At 64.4% G+C, this 13,508-nt stretch carries 12 protein-coding genes; 8 read left to right on the top strand and 4 right to left on the bottom strand.

Annotation, left to right across the window (positions count from 1 at the left end):
* Nucleotides 1–9: 9 nt before the first annotated feature.
* A complete protein-coding gene (locus tag QX128_RS00795) occupies nt 10–1,503 on the top strand; it encodes an HWE histidine kinase domain-containing protein (RefSeq protein ID WP_316236699.1) in 1,494 nt (497 codons plus the stop codon).
* Nucleotides 1,504–1,517: 14 nt separating this feature from the next.
* Here QX128_RS00795 and QX128_RS00790 read toward each other — a convergent pair whose 3' ends face one another.
* Nucleotides 1,518–3,800: an FdhF/YdeP family oxidoreductase gene (locus QX128_RS00790; protein WP_316236441.1), complete on the bottom strand. Its 2,283-nt coding sequence runs from the start codon at nt 3,798–3,800 to the stop codon at nt 1,518–1,520.
* Between the two features lie 288 nt (nt 3,801–4,088).
* Nucleotides 4,089–4,649, bottom strand: coding sequence for a type 1 glutamine amidotransferase domain-containing protein (locus tag QX128_RS00785; RefSeq protein ID WP_315799894.1), 561 nt, complete (start codon nt 4,647–4,649; stop codon nt 4,089–4,091).
* Nucleotides 4,650–4,815: 166 nt separating this feature from the next.
* Here QX128_RS00785 and QX128_RS00780 point away from each other — a divergent pair, with 166 nt between their 5' ends.
* Nucleotides 4,816–5,172, top strand: coding sequence for a hypothetical protein (locus QX128_RS00780; RefSeq protein ID WP_316236440.1), 357 nt, complete (start codon nt 4,816–4,818; stop codon nt 5,170–5,172).
* 80 nt (nt 5,173–5,252) lie between these two features.
* On the opposite strand, the gene QX128_RS00775 is transcribed toward QX128_RS00780, so the two are convergent.
* Entirely contained in the window at nt 5,253–5,486 is a 234-nt protein-coding gene (locus tag QX128_RS00775; RefSeq protein ID WP_315799892.1) for a hypothetical protein, read from the bottom strand.
* A 95-nt stretch (nt 5,487–5,581) separates the two neighbouring features.
* Here QX128_RS00775 and QX128_RS00770 point away from each other — a divergent pair, with 95 nt between their 5' ends.
* Together QX128_RS00770 and QX128_RS00765 are read left to right on the top strand one after the other, a co-directional pair.
* Nucleotides 5,582–5,773 carry a DUF3072 domain-containing protein gene (locus QX128_RS00770; RefSeq protein WP_316236439.1) on the top strand — a complete coding sequence of 64 codons (192 nt, stop codon included), beginning with the start codon at nt 5,582–5,584 and terminating at the stop codon, nt 5,771–5,773.
* Nucleotides 5,774–5,904: 131 nt separating this feature from the next.
* Entirely contained in the window at nt 5,905–6,192 is a 288-nt protein-coding gene (locus tag QX128_RS00765; protein ID WP_316236438.1) for a hypothetical protein, read from the top strand.
* Between the two features lie 21 nt (nt 6,193–6,213).
* On the opposite strand, the gene QX128_RS00760 is transcribed toward QX128_RS00765, so the two are convergent.
* Nucleotides 6,214–7,581, bottom strand: coding sequence for a glycoside hydrolase family 3 N-terminal domain-containing protein (locus QX128_RS00760; protein WP_316236437.1), 1,368 nt, complete (start codon nt 7,579–7,581; stop codon nt 6,214–6,216).
* 213 nt (nt 7,582–7,794) lie between these two features.
* Between QX128_RS00760 and QX128_RS00755 the strand changes: the two genes are divergently transcribed.
* The 4 genes from QX128_RS00755 (at nt 7,795) to QX128_RS00740 (ending at nt 13,501) form a co-directional block, all read left to right on the top strand.
* Entirely contained in the window at nt 7,795–9,273 is a 1,479-nt protein-coding gene (locus QX128_RS00755; protein WP_316236698.1) for a DUF4173 domain-containing protein, read from the top strand.
* 23 nt (nt 9,274–9,296) lie between these two features.
* The gene (locus QX128_RS00750) at nt 9,297–9,998 is read left to right on the top strand and encodes a response regulator transcription factor (protein WP_315799887.1); all 702 of its coding nucleotides are present in this window, start codon (nt 9,297–9,299) and stop codon (nt 9,996–9,998) included.
* Nucleotides 9,995–11,608, top strand: a complete 1,614-nt coding sequence (locus QX128_RS00745) for an ATP-binding protein (RefSeq protein WP_316236436.1) — start codon at nt 9,995–9,997, stop codon at nt 11,606–11,608. The genes QX128_RS00750 and QX128_RS00745 overlap by 4 nt, the downstream gene beginning before the upstream one ends.
* A 276-nt stretch (nt 11,609–11,884) precedes the next feature.
* Nucleotides 11,885–13,501, top strand: coding sequence for an ABC transporter substrate-binding protein (locus QX128_RS00740; protein ID WP_316178640.1), 1,617 nt, complete (start codon nt 11,885–11,887; stop codon nt 13,499–13,501).
* The last annotated feature ends 7 nt before the right edge of the window (nt 13,502–13,508 follow it).

Raw genomic sequence — 13,508 nt, 5'->3', positions numbered from 1 at the left:
CTCATCATGATGGAACATGCGAAGGTCAACATCCTCCTGGTCGACGATCAGCCCGCGAAGCTGCTGGCCTACGAGGTCATCCTGAAGGAACTCGGCGAAAACCTCGTAGTCGCCACCTCTGGTCGCGAGGCGCTCGAAATTCTGTTGAAGAACGAGATCGCCGTGATCCTCGTCGACGTCTGCATGCCTGAGCTCGACGGTTTCGAGCTGGCGCAAATGATCCGTGAGCATCCGAGGTTCCAGAAGATTGCGATCATCTTCATCTCCGCCATCCAAGTAAGCGACTTCGATCGCCTGCGTGGTTATGAGATGGGCGCCGTCGATTACGTGCCGGTTCCCGTCGTGCCGGAGGTGCTGCGCGCCAAAATCAAGGTCTTTGCCGAGCTCTATCGCAAGACACGCGAGCTGGAACATCTGAACCTTGAGCTGGAGGACCGGGTACGGGCCCGCACGGCCGAGCTTGAGCGATCGACAGCAAAGCTCGTCGAGAGCGAGCAGCGTCGGAGCATGGCGATCGCGGCCGGCAGGATGGGCTCGTGGGACTGGGACGGTGTCAATGGCGACTGGATGTGGGACGAGGGCCAGTACCGCATCTTCGGCGTCACGCCGCAGAACTTCGAGCTGAACACCGTGAACATCATGGCGCTGCTGCACCGGGAGGATGCCGAGCGCGCCCGCCAGGTGGTCGCGGAATTCAGCCGCGGCACGGCGTCGTATGAGGCTGAATTCCGGATCAACCGGCCCGATGGCGAAGAGCGGTGGTGCGTCGGAACGGCCGCGGCGACCACCGACAGGACCGGCCGCGTGATCCGCGTCAGCGGGGTCACGATCGACATCACCGAGCGCAAGCGCGCCGAGGAACGACAGAACCTGCTGACCCGCGAGGTCGATCATCGTGCCAAGAATGCGCTGACCTTGGCCCAGTCGATCGTGCGGCTCACCAAGGCGGACAGCGTGAAGACCTATGTCAACGCGGTAGAGGGGCGCATCAGCGCACTGGCCCGCGTTCACACCATCCTCTCGCTATCAAGCTGGGAAGGTGCGAAGATAAGCAGGTTGGTGGCCGAAGAACTTGCACCCTATGCACCGGGCGGCCAGGTCGCCTTTGACGGTGCCGAGCTGCAACTCGAGCCTGCGACCGCACAGACGCTGGCGTTGGCGCTGCACGAGCTGGTGACAAACTCGGCCAAATACGGCGCGCTGTCGGTCCGCTCCGGACATCTCTCGGTCAAATGGACCATCCAGGATGAGCGCCTGGATCTGATCTGGATTGAAACCGGCGGTCCCTTGGTGCGCGCACCGACCTCGCGCGGCTTCGGCACGCGCAGCCTGATGGCCAGTGTGGAAAGCCAGCTCGGTGGGCGCGCCTCCTTCGACTGGCGTCCAGAGGGATTGGTGTGCCGGCTGGTCGTCCCGCTCCGCCCCGGCGCGACCCCGCCGGAGATCACGAGCCCTTGCGCAACGGCGGCTCCGGACGACGCACGACAACGGGCTGCGGGCTGACCGCCCCGGAGAGCTCAGGCCATGTCGCGCGAGATCCGGACCGGGATCGACTTGGCGGCGGGCACCTTGCTGCCCTCCGCATAGTGCCATAGCGGAATCAATCCGTTGCATTCGGGGTAGTAGGCCGCAACACTGTAGCGCGGAATGTCGAACGCCACGGCCTGGAGCCCGCCCAGCGAGCGCTCCACGCCGTCATCGGCCTTGGTCGAGAGCCGAACCGGCTCGCCCTGCTTGACGCCCAGATCGGCCATATCGCTCGCGTTCATGAAGACGATCAGACGGCCACCGGTGACGCCGCGAAACCGGTCGTCCTCGTTGTAAATGGTGGTGTTGAACTGGCCGTCGGCGCGCAAGGTCATCAGCTGAAACACGCCGTTGCCTTCCTCCGGCGGATTGAGCGCTGCCCTGGGCACGGTGAAGTTCGCCTTGCCGGTCGGTGTCTTCCATTTGCGTTCGCGGGCGCCAAGCGGCCGCGGAAAGCCGCCGGGCTCAAACAGGCGCTTATTGAAATCTTTGAACTGCTCGGGATAGGTCCGCTCGATCGCGTCTCTCACGCGCGCGTAGTCACCAACCCAGGCATCCCAGTCGACGCACGGATTTGGCTTCAGGGTGGCCTTGGCGAGACCGGCGACAATGGCTGGTTCGGACAACAGGGTCTCGGCGACGGGCTGGCGCTGCCCGCGCGAGCCGTGAATGCAGGTGGTGGAGTCCTCCATCGAGACCGCCTGATCTCCGCTGGCCTGCCGGTCGATTTCGATGCGGCCGAGGCACGGCAGCAGATAGGTCACCTCGCCTGCGACGATGTGGCTGCGATTGAGCTTGGTTGCGATCTGCACAGACAGCCGCAGCTTCGACCACGCCGGCTCCATCAGCGAACGTTCCGGGACGGCGCGCAGGAAGTTGCCGCCGAGACTGATGAAGCCCTTCACGTCGCCCTTGATGATGCCCTGGCAGGCATCCACCGTGCTGAGACCGTCCCATCGCGGCGGCTCGAAGGAATAGAGATCGGCCAGTTTGTCGAGTGGCACCAGCTTGGTCTTCTCGGAGATTCCCACGGTGCGCTGACCCTGCACGTTGGAATGGCCGCGGACAGGCGAGATGCCGGCCCCGGGCTTGCCGATATTGCCGCGCAACAGCAGGAGATTCACGATCATCTTGGCCGTCTCGACGCCATGCCGATGCTGGGTAATTCCCATGCCGTAATTGGCGATCACGGCGTGCGAGTTCGCGTAGACCTTGGCTGCCTCCAGAATAGCGGCGCGCTCGAGGCCGGAAGACCGCTCGATATCGCTCCACGACGCCTGCCGGCAGAAGGTCGCAAAGGCCTCGAAGCCGGACGTGTGCTGCTCGATGAAGGCGACATCCAGCACACGCGGGCTCTTCGTGGCGACCGCCGCGTCATCCGCCTCGATGACCGCCTTGCACAATCCGAGCAGCGCCGCCCCATCTCCGCCGACGCGCAGCTGATGATATTGCGTGCTGATCCGCGTCCCGCCGGTCAGCACCATCTGAATCGGGTTCTGCGGATCGGTGAAGCGCTCCAGCCCCCGCTCGCGCAGCGGGTTGAAGGTGATGATGGGTACGCCGCGTTGCGCCGCCCGCTGCAACGGATGCAGCATGCGCGGCGAGTTCGTCGTCGTGTTCTGGCCGAAGAAAAATATGCAATCCGCTTTGTCGAAATCCTCCAGCAGCACCGTGCCGACGGGCACGCCGATCACCTCAGGCAGCGCTACCGACGTCGACTCGTGGCACATGTTGGAGCTGTCGGGAAAATTGTTGGTGCCGTACATCCGGCCGAACAGCTGATACATGTAGCTCGTTTCGAGCGAGGCCCGGCCCGACGTGTACATCACGACCGACCGTGGCTCGAGCCTGTTCAACTCCGCCCCGATGTCGCGGAAGGCCTCGTCCCAGCTCACGGCAACATAGCGATCCGCCGCAGCGTCGTAGCGCATGGGATGAGCGAGACGCCCCTGCTCTTCGAGCTGATGATCCGACCAGCCTCGCAACTCTGTCAGACTGTGCCGAGCAAAGAACTCCGGTCCGACGGTCTTGCCGGTGATTTCCCACGCGGTCGCCTTGGCGCCATTCTCGCAAAATTCGAACGGGTGCGGCTTTGCCGGCTTGGCCCAGGAGCAGCTGACGCACATGAAGCCGCCCAGCTTGTTCTGTTTCAGCAGGATCTCGCTGCCGAGCAGCGTCACCTCCTCCTGCGTGAGGATGCTCGCGACCGCGTGCACCGACCCCCAACCGCCAGCCGGAGATTTGTAGTCCTGGATTTTTGCCTTCTCGCTCACGACGCATCTCCGCGGCCTGGTCAAAAGCGGCAAACCCGGGATGAGCAGCGAAGTTCCGATTCCTCACTGAACCTTGCGAGGCTATCATCGACGTCACGCGGGCGAAGGGCCGAACATAGGAATTAGGAACGACCCAGCCCGCCGCGAGTCATGTCCGTGCCTCTGGCGGCGTTCCCCCATCTCGCTGGAGGCACTCCGTGTGGACTGCGGCCCAGCGTTCGACCCCTCGGGCGCTGGGCCTGTCCCTCCTGAGGTAGCCGGGATTTCTCCCGGCTTCCGATCTCAGCTTCAAGCCGCGCTGCGCTTGAGATGGCGGCCTTCCCTGACCTCCTCGATGATCTTGGCGCTGAAGGCTTCCAGATCGCCGGGATTGCGCGAGGTGATCACGCCTTGATCGACGACGACCTCCGCGTCCTGCCACTGCGCGCCGGCATTGGCAACGTCCGTCTTGATCGATTTGTACGACGTCATCTTGCGCCCCTTGGCGATGCCGGTCTCGATCAGGAGCCACGGCGCATGACAGACCGCCGCGACGATCTTCTTGGCTTCGAAGATCTCCTTGATGAACCGCAGCGCCTTCGGCTCGAGCCGCAACAGATCCGGATTGATCTGGCCGCCCGGCAGCACGACGGCGTCGTAGTCCGCAGCAGAAGCCTGGTCCAACGTCTTGTCGACCTTGACGGGCCGTCCCCAATCCTTCTCATTCCATCCCTTGATCTCGCCCAGCGCGAGCGAGACGATCTCGACGGTCGCGCCCGCCTGCTTGAGGCGATCGCGGGGCACTTCGAGCTCGGATTGCTCGAACCCGTTGGTTGCGAGGATCGCGATCTTCTTTCCCTTGATATCCATTGAACTCTCCTGGCCATTCGCACCGCGGGCAACCTCGCGCTGGCGTCCATGTTCCGCCTGAGCGGCCGGGCGCATCGTCACATCTGGTCGATCGGGTTCAGCACTCGCCTGAGTGGAACCAGCCTGCCCACAGCGCCGTTTGTCTGCACGTCCCTGCCTTGAATGGATGGGCGGCGTCGGGCGGCACGGCATCGCTGCGTCGGCGGATCGCAATCTGGAGGCGCTCGTGCCCTACGCATTGTTTGAGAATGACGAACAGATGACCCGCCCGTTTCGCACCGAGCGCGAGGTCTGGGAGGCTGCGGAGCAGGCCGATCTGATCACGCTCGGCACGCATGGCGAGAAGATCCTGGACAACAATTTCGAGATCAAATCATGCGAGGCCACTCCGGAAGAGCTGACGGCCGTACCGCCGGACATCGTATTGCCCGAAGCTCACACGCCCCATGTTGGCGAGCGGCACGGGACCGCCGACCCACCTTTGCCCTCGCTGCCCAAGCCAAGGACGCGGACCTCCTCATAACCGGGCGCGGACCCGCGATGGCCGTCTCGGCGAGCTGAATACCGACGAGCAGCGGATCGCTCGACCTTGTCGCCGGAATGTCATGCGTGCCGGGCCCCTCTCTGCCTGGGAGGCAGCCTGCTCGCCTCTTCCAGCTTGAGTTGCTCGCGTTGTTGCCGCAGTCCCTCGAGCGTTCCCAACATCCGCTGCAACAGCGCTTCGGCCGCCGCCGCCGGCACGCCGGCCCGCCGCAGTTGCACGATTTCGCGACGCTGCCGCCCGACCTGAAGGCGCAGACGGTCGATTTCGGCTCGAACCAGATCGAGATCGCGCATGGAGCCCCCCTCAGACGATGATCATTACACCATAGAACAAAATGGGAACATTCTGCAAGCTGGCGCATTGAGCCCGCCAAGACCGGCAGAGCCCCATGGCTGAACGGCTGCAGAAAGAATCCGAGGACTGGGGTTCCGGAGCCGATCCGATGACCGATGCCCAGGCGTCCTGCTTGAAGACGCTCAGCGAGCAGGCCGGTCGCCCTGCCCCCACGCAAGCGGAGATGACGAAGGCTGAAGCGTCCGAACTGATCGATGAGATGAGACGCGCCGCGAGGTTGGATTGAGCTGGCCAAGTTCAAGTCATCGAGACGATGATTCGGCAGATCGGTATTCCGATGTTGCCGATGCCGGGCCTAGGCTGTCGCGAATCAGAAATCGGTCGTTTAGTCTTCGCGGCATTTCGCGGGAGTCCACCATGGTTGCGGACAGTGACAGCAAGGTTGCCTGGCATCGCGCCCAGCTCAAAAAGAATCGTACTGCCTTGAAGCAGATTGAGACGGCGCGGTTCACGGTGGGCGAGAGCGCCGATGCGAAGGCGCTCGAACACACCAAGCGGCAGGTCGCGGAACTCCAGCTCAAGATACGCGAGTCCGAGCACCTCATTGCCCAGCACGACAAACAAGTACGACGCCCGCTGGCGACCGACCTGAGAAGCCTCTCGAACGTCGCCTGGCGCAACTGGACCGGCAACGGCCCGCGCTGAGGACTCGCGCTGTCCTGCCCTTCAGTCGACGATTTTCTGATGCTCGGCTCCAGTCTCTTGCAGAACCGTGGACACATTCGACGGCTCTGATCTGTCAACCGCCGGCGCCCAGCGCTTCAGCCGCTCATCGCTTCGGCTGAGGGCATCGAGGTCGATGCGTCCTTGCGCCAGAGCCTCCTTGGCGCAGGCCAGCACGCGATGAAACTGGGTGCCGTCATAGGCCACCAGCAACAGGTCGGCACCGCCGTTCAGAGCCTCCACGACAGCTTTGCAGAGATCGCGGCCGTAGATCGCCCCCATCACGAGATCATCCGTCACAATCACACCCTGATAGTTCCAGTGGCCGCGAATGAGTCCCTCGAGCACGGCTTTGGAATGTGAGGCAGGCCGCTCCGGATCGACCGCATCGACCGTCACGTGACCGACCATCATCGCCGCGTGCGAGCCCTGCAGCACCTGTCGAAATGGCCGCCAATCCGACCGTTCCAGGACATCTGCCGGTGTGCCGAGCTGTGCCGAGAAATGATGCGTATCGGCTGCGACGCGACCCAGACCAGGGAAATGCTTGATGGCCGCGCGGACACCGCTAGCTTCCAGGCCACGGACGTAGCCGAGCGCAATGTCGCCAACCACCGCGGGATCGTTGGAGATCGCGCGGCGGCCGATCAAGGTGTGAAAGTCCAGTCGGTTGCGTGTCCAGCTCGGGCGAAGGTCGACGACAGGCGCCAGGTTGAAGGTGATGCCGGCAGCCGCGAGCGCCTCACCTTGGGCGCGCCCCATCGCGAACGCATCCTGCGCGCGCCGCGAGGCCGGCAGATCGGCCAGCGTGGCGAGGCCGGGCATGTTCGGCAGTGTCGGAGACAGGTGCGCGACGGCGCCTCCCTCCTGATCCGCCGCGACCAGCAGGGACGGCAGCCCGGCACTCCGGCGCGCGTCCTGCAACCGCGCGATCTCGGCACGGAGTTGCGGCTCGGTCCGGCCACGGACGTTGTGGTGAGTAATATAGACGCCCGCGATCAACCCCTGCCGCGCCAACGCGGCTGCGTCGCCCACGGCCGTGTAGCCGACGATGAAATGCCGGCCGAGCAGACGCGCCACGTCGGGGGGCGTGCGGAACGTCTCGTACTTGCGCCAGGCAAACATGAACTGCGTCGACGTCAGCATGATCAGCGGAACGCACCATGCCAGCACGAGCGCGCGTCCGGCGGCCCCCTGCCGCCACCGGCCGCCGAGCATCAGCAGCAGCGGGACAGCAAGCCCGATGAGGAGCAGGGCCACATGGCCGCTGCCCCGCAGCCGAACCAGATAGGGCTCGTTGCTGTTCAGCGTGACGAAAATGAAGAGCAGAGCAAGGATCCAGAGAACCGCGGTCCTGATACGTCCAAGCATGTGTGCAGCCGATCATCCCAGGGGAAAGACGGCCATTGCGTAACAATCACGTTTCGCCCGCGCCAGCAGCAGAATCGCGTCTGCACCAAATCTGCAAACAAATCCTGAAATGCTGCAGATCCCCTCGTGAGCCGCTGCATGGGCAGGCGTCATGCTGGGCTCATCGGCTTGTGCCTTCCGGCCCGAGCGATGACCCAAACCAAGGATTCCTCCATGACCACCCTTGCCGAGCCGATGGCTGCACCCGTCGCGCCCGATTCCATGTGGCTCAAATTCGCCCTCGCTGCAGGCCTCGTCGGCCTCGCCGATCCGCTGCTGTACGACGGCCGGCCGATTGGCCTGGCATTCCCGCTGTTTTTCGCCGCGCTCGCCTCCGCCAGCGTTCTTGCCAACCTCGCCAAGACCAATCGAGGCCGTCTGGTCGGAGCCGCAGTTCTCTTCGGTGCCGGCCTGGCTCCCGCCATCGAGGAACTGAACCTGCTTTCTTTTCCTGTCCTGCTGCTCACGACGCTGTCGGCCGTCGCGCTGGCGACCAACCGATCCGCGCGCGGCTTCCGGCTTCCGCTGACCGCCGCACGGCAATTGCTGCTCATCGGACCGTTTCGGCTGATACCGGATGCGATCGTGACGCTACGCACGAACATGGTCATGCGAACTCTCCTTGTCTGGAGCATCCCGCTGGCACTCGGTTGCGTGTTCCTGGCTCTGTTCGCGGCAGCCAATCCGGTCATTGAGCGCTGGTTCGCCGTTCTCAGTCCCGAGCAGGTCGCTTCACAACTCACGATGGGGCGCGCGATCTTCTGGCTCGTCACGTTGTCCATGGTCTGGCCGTTCATCAATCTTCGCTGGCGCGAGCGGACCAAGACTTGGAGCCCGCCGATCGAAAGCGAACCCGATCAGCCGTCACTCCTGGCGACCGTGCTCGGCCCTGAAACGGTGCTTCGGGCGCTGATCCTGTTCAACATCCTGTTTGCTCTCCAGACGGCGCTCGACGGCGCCTATCTGTGGGGACATGCCGCGCTTCCGGACGGCATGACCTATGCGGCCTATGCGCACCGGGGCGCCTATCCCTTGATCGTCACAGCGCTGCTCGCGGCGGCCTTCGTCATCGTCGCCGTCCGCTCCGAGACCACGGCAAACGAGTCGCGATTGGTCCGGCCGCTGGTCTATCTCTGGGTGGCACAGAACGTGATGCTGGTCGTATCCTCGATCCAACGGCTTCACATGTATATCGAGACTTATGCTCTGACCTATTGGCGGATCGCGGCCTTGATATGGATGATCCTGGTTGCGATCGGCCTGATCCTCATCGTGCTCAGGATCGCTCTCGCCAAGTCCAACGCGTGGCTCGTCCGCATGAACATGCTGGTGCTCTCGGCGACCATTTACGGCTGTGCACTGATCAATTTCGACCGGCCGATCGCAGACTTCAATGTCTCCCATAGTCGTGAGGCGGGGCAGAGCGGCCCTCTCATCGACGGCTCCTATCTCGTCTGGCTCGGGCCAGAGGCGCTGCCGGCCATCGAGCGGGCGATGCTGTTGCGACCGACGGACCGGGGACTGGCGAGCGACCGCGATCGGCTCCTCGCGCAACAGCAAAGCAGCATGGCGTCCTGGCGATCCTGGAGTTTTCGCGGCTGGCGCCTGCAGCGCTATCTCGATACACATCCCGTGTCGCAGAAACCAAGCTGATGCCTCGCCGCGGAAGAAAGCACGTGTCTCCCCGAATCCTCATCGTCGACGACGACCCGCATATCCGCGAGGTCCTGCGCGTGGCCTTGAGCAAGGCCGGCATGGCGGTGAAGGAAGCCGCCGACGGCCGCGCCGCGCTGGCCAGGTTCGCCGAAGACCGTCCGGACCTGATCGTGCTCGACGTCGGCATGCCGGAGTACGACGGCCTCGAGGTCTGCCGGCGGATTCGCCGGACCTCGCAGGTGCCGATCCTGTTCCTGTCGGCGCGCGACGAGGAGATCGACCGTATTCTCGGGCTCGAGATCGGCGGCGACGACTACGTGACCAAGCCGTTCAGTCCGCGCGAGCTCGTCGCCCGCGTCAACGTCATTCTCCGCAGGGTCTCATCCGGTGGGGCGGATCGTGCGCCCGAACCGGAGGAGCTGGCGCATGGCAGGCTTCGTCTCGACCCGCAGCAGCATCTGGCGCGCTTCGGCGACGCGCCGCTGACACTTACCGCCCTGGAATTCAGCATCCTGCGCACGCTGATGACGCGCCCTGCCGTCGTGTTCAGCCGCGAGCAGATCATGAGCGCCGCCTATCAGCTCAACATCCAGGTTTCCGACCGCACCATCGACAGCCACATCCGCAACATCAGGGCCAAGCTGGCAGCCGCGCATTGCGAGGACGCCATCGAGACGGTGCATGGCGTCGGCTTCCGGCTCGGCCGCTGCGGCGCCCCATGATCGCGCCCAAGCCCAAGGCAAAATGGCGGCCGTCGCTGGGACAGATCGTCTTCGGCGTTCTGGCGCTGGTCGGCACCTTGCCGCTGGTCGGGCTGTTCTTCTTTCGCATCTATGACAACCAGCTGATCCGCCAGACCCAGGCGGAGCTGATCGCGCAGAGCCGCGTGCTGGCGGCGGTCTTTGCCGAGGAGGTTTCCGCGCGCCTTGCCGCCGGCGTGCCGCTCGGCGCCGAGATCCCGCCCGAGTCACGTCCGGATGCCTCCGACGAGGTGACGCCGATTCGCCCCCTGCTCGATCTCCTGGCCAACGATCTGTTCGTCCGCCGGCCCGACGCACGCGATGCGGTCCATCCAGCGGATCCGGCCTACGTCGCGATCGGCGCGCGCCTGCTGCCGATCGTCAGGGAGACGCAGAAGGTCACCTTGGCCGGGTATCGCGTACTCGATCCCCAGGGCGTCGTGATCGCCGGCCGCGACGAGATGGGCAAATCCCTCGCCCATATCGACGAGGTGGCCGCCGCCCTGAAGGGACGCTACAGCGCCGCGCTCCGCATCCGCATTCCCGACAAGGCCCCGCCACCGATCTATTCGATCAGCCGCGGCGTCGGCGTCCATGTGTTCTCGGCGATGCCCGTGATCGTCGACGATCACGTCGCCGGGGTCATCTATACCTCGCGCACGCCGCGCAACATCTTCGAGCATCTCTATCAGGAGCGCGGCAAGTTCATCGCGGCCGGCTCCACCATTGTCCTCACGACGCTGCTGGTCGGCCTCATCGTGGCGCGCACGATCACGCGCCCGATGCGCGAGCTGGTCGATCGCGCCGGCCGGATCGGACGCAACGATCCCGCAGGCTTCCGTCCGCTCGCCCATTACGGCACCCGCGACTTCGCGGAGCTCGCCGAGCACTTCTTCGCCATGGCCGAGCAACTGGCGCAACGCTCCAACTACATCAGGAGCTTTTCCGCGCATCTGACCCACGAACTCAAATCACCGCTCACCTCGATCAAGGGCGCAGCCGAGCTGCTGCTCGACTCTCTGGCCAGCCCTTCTGAGACCTTGACGCGCGCCGAGCAGGAGACGTTCCTCACCAACATCCTTGGCGACGCCGACCGCCTCGCGGCACTGGCCCAGCGCTTGCGCGAGCTGGCACGGGCGGAGACGGTGTCGGCGGTCGAGGCCGGTAGCATCGCCGAGGCCGTCGGCACGCTGCGATCGCGTTTCCCGTCGGTTGTCATCGAGACATCAGGGCCCGTCGAACGTAGCACGACATTGCCGAACGAAACCGTGCTCATCGTGCTCACGCATCTCGTCGACAACGCCGTCCGGCATGGCGCCCGGCGCATCCGCCTCGAGGCCGAGGAGAGCAAGGAGATGCTGATCGTCATCGCCAGCAATGACGGCGATCCGATCTCGCCTGACAACCGCGACCGCATCTTCGACGCCTTCTTCACGACCCGGCGCGACAGCGGCGGTACCGGCATGGGGCTGGCGATCGTGCGCGCCATCATGGCAAACCATGGCGGCGAGATCTCGCTGCGGCCGAGCCAGACCGGTGTCGCATTCGTGCTGCGGCTACCGATCGAATGCAGACGCGGGACGCCGACTTAAGATAGCGTGCTCTCTGCGGCGCCACGTCAAAGTTGCTTCCGGTCGCTCAATCGCCGCCGGCAATCCCCACCACATTCAGGGCCTTGTCGACGAAGGTCTTCTCCCATTCGTTCGTATACGAGCAATGTATGCCACGGTGCCGCCGGCTGCATGGGCCACACGAGAATGCCGCAGAACTGCATGGCAATTCGCAAATGACTTGGACCCGCGATCCGCGTAATCTTCGCCCCGATTGCACCATCGGCCAGCGTCCCGCTTGGCCTTCGGGAGACCTTGATGAATTCGAGCCGTTTCGAGATCAGCCGCCGGACCGCCCTCCTGACCTCCGCTGCCATCGCAGCGAACGTGGTCAATCCATTCCGCGCCTTCGCCCAGGAGACGCCGCGCAAGGGTGGCGTGTTCAACGTTCACTACGGCGCCGAGCAGCGCCAGCTCAATCCGAGCCTCCAGGCTTCGACCGGTGTCTACATCATCGGCGGCAAGATCCAGGAGAACCTCGTCGACCTCGACGCCAATGGCCAGCCGGTCGGCGTGCTGGCCGAGAGCTGGGAGGCGACGCCGGACGGCAAGACCGTCACTTTCAAGCTGCGCAAGGGCATCACCTGGCATGACGGCAAGCCGTTCACGTCGGAGGACGTTGCCTTCACCGCGATGAACATGTGGAAGAAGATCCTCAACTACGGATCGACCCTGCAGTTGTTCCTGACTGCGGTCGACACGCCAGATCCGCAAACCGCGATCTTCCGCTACGAGCGGCCGATGCCGCTCAACCTGCTGCTGCGCGCCCTGCCCGATCTCGGCTACGTCTCGGCCAAGCACATCTACGAGAGCGGCGACATCAGGCAGAACCCCGCCAACCTCGCCCCCATCGGCACTGGTCCGTTCAAATTCGTGAAGTACGAGCGCGGCCAGTATATCATCGCCGAGCGCAATGCCGACTACTGGCGGCCGAACGCACCCTATCTCGACCGCATCGTGTGGAAGGTGATTACCGACCGGGCCGCGGCGGCGGCGCAGATGGAGGCCGGCGAGCTGCACTACAGCCCGTTCTCGGGCCTGACGATCTCCGACATGGCGCGGCTCGGCAAGGACAAGCGTTTCATCGTGTCCACCAAGGGCAATGAGGGCAACGCGCGCACCAACACGCTCGAGTTCAACGTTCGCCGCAAGGAGCTGGCGGACGTGAAGGTCCGCCGTGCCATCGCGCATGCGATCAACGTTCCCTTCTTCATCGAGAACTTCCTCGGCGATTTCGCCAAGCTGGGCACCGGTCCGATCCCGTCGACCTCGACCGACTTCTACCCCGGCGCCAATACGCCGCAATATCCCTACGACAAGGCCAAGGCGGCGGCGCTCCTGGACGAAGCCGGCTACAAGCCCGGCGCCGGCGGAACCCGCTTCTCGCTGCGGCTGCTGCCTGCGCCGTGGGGTGAGGACATCTCGCTGTGGTCGACCTTCCTTCAGCAATCGCTGGGCGAGGTCGGCATCGCGATCGAGATCGTGCGCAACGATGGCGGCGGCTTTCTCAAGCAGGTCTATGACGAGCACGCCTTCGATCTCGCGACCGGCTGGCACCAGTACCGCAACGACCCCGCGGTTTCGACCACGGTCTGGTATCGCTCCGGCCAGCCCAAGGGCGCGCCGTGGACCAACCAGTGGGGTTGGGACGATCCCAAGATCGACAAGATCATTGATGACGCGGCGACCGAGGTCGATCCGGCCAAGCGCAAGGCGCTCTATGCCGATTTCGTGCGCGAGGCCAATACCGAGCTGCCGGTGTGGATGCCGATCGAGCAGATCTTCGTCACCGTGATCACGGCCAAGGCGCGCAACCACTCGAACACGCCGCGCTGGGGATCGTCGAGCTGGCACGATCTGTGGCTTTCCGCCTGAGCCGGAA

The organism is Bradyrhizobium sp. SZCCHNR1015 (assembly GCF_032489875.1).
In the GTDB taxonomy this organism is placed as follows: domain Bacteria; phylum Pseudomonadota; class Alphaproteobacteria; order Rhizobiales; family Xanthobacteraceae; genus Bradyrhizobium.
The sequence above is the reverse complement of the archived record's forward strand: the minus strand, read 5'-3'. Positions and strand labels throughout refer to the sequence as shown.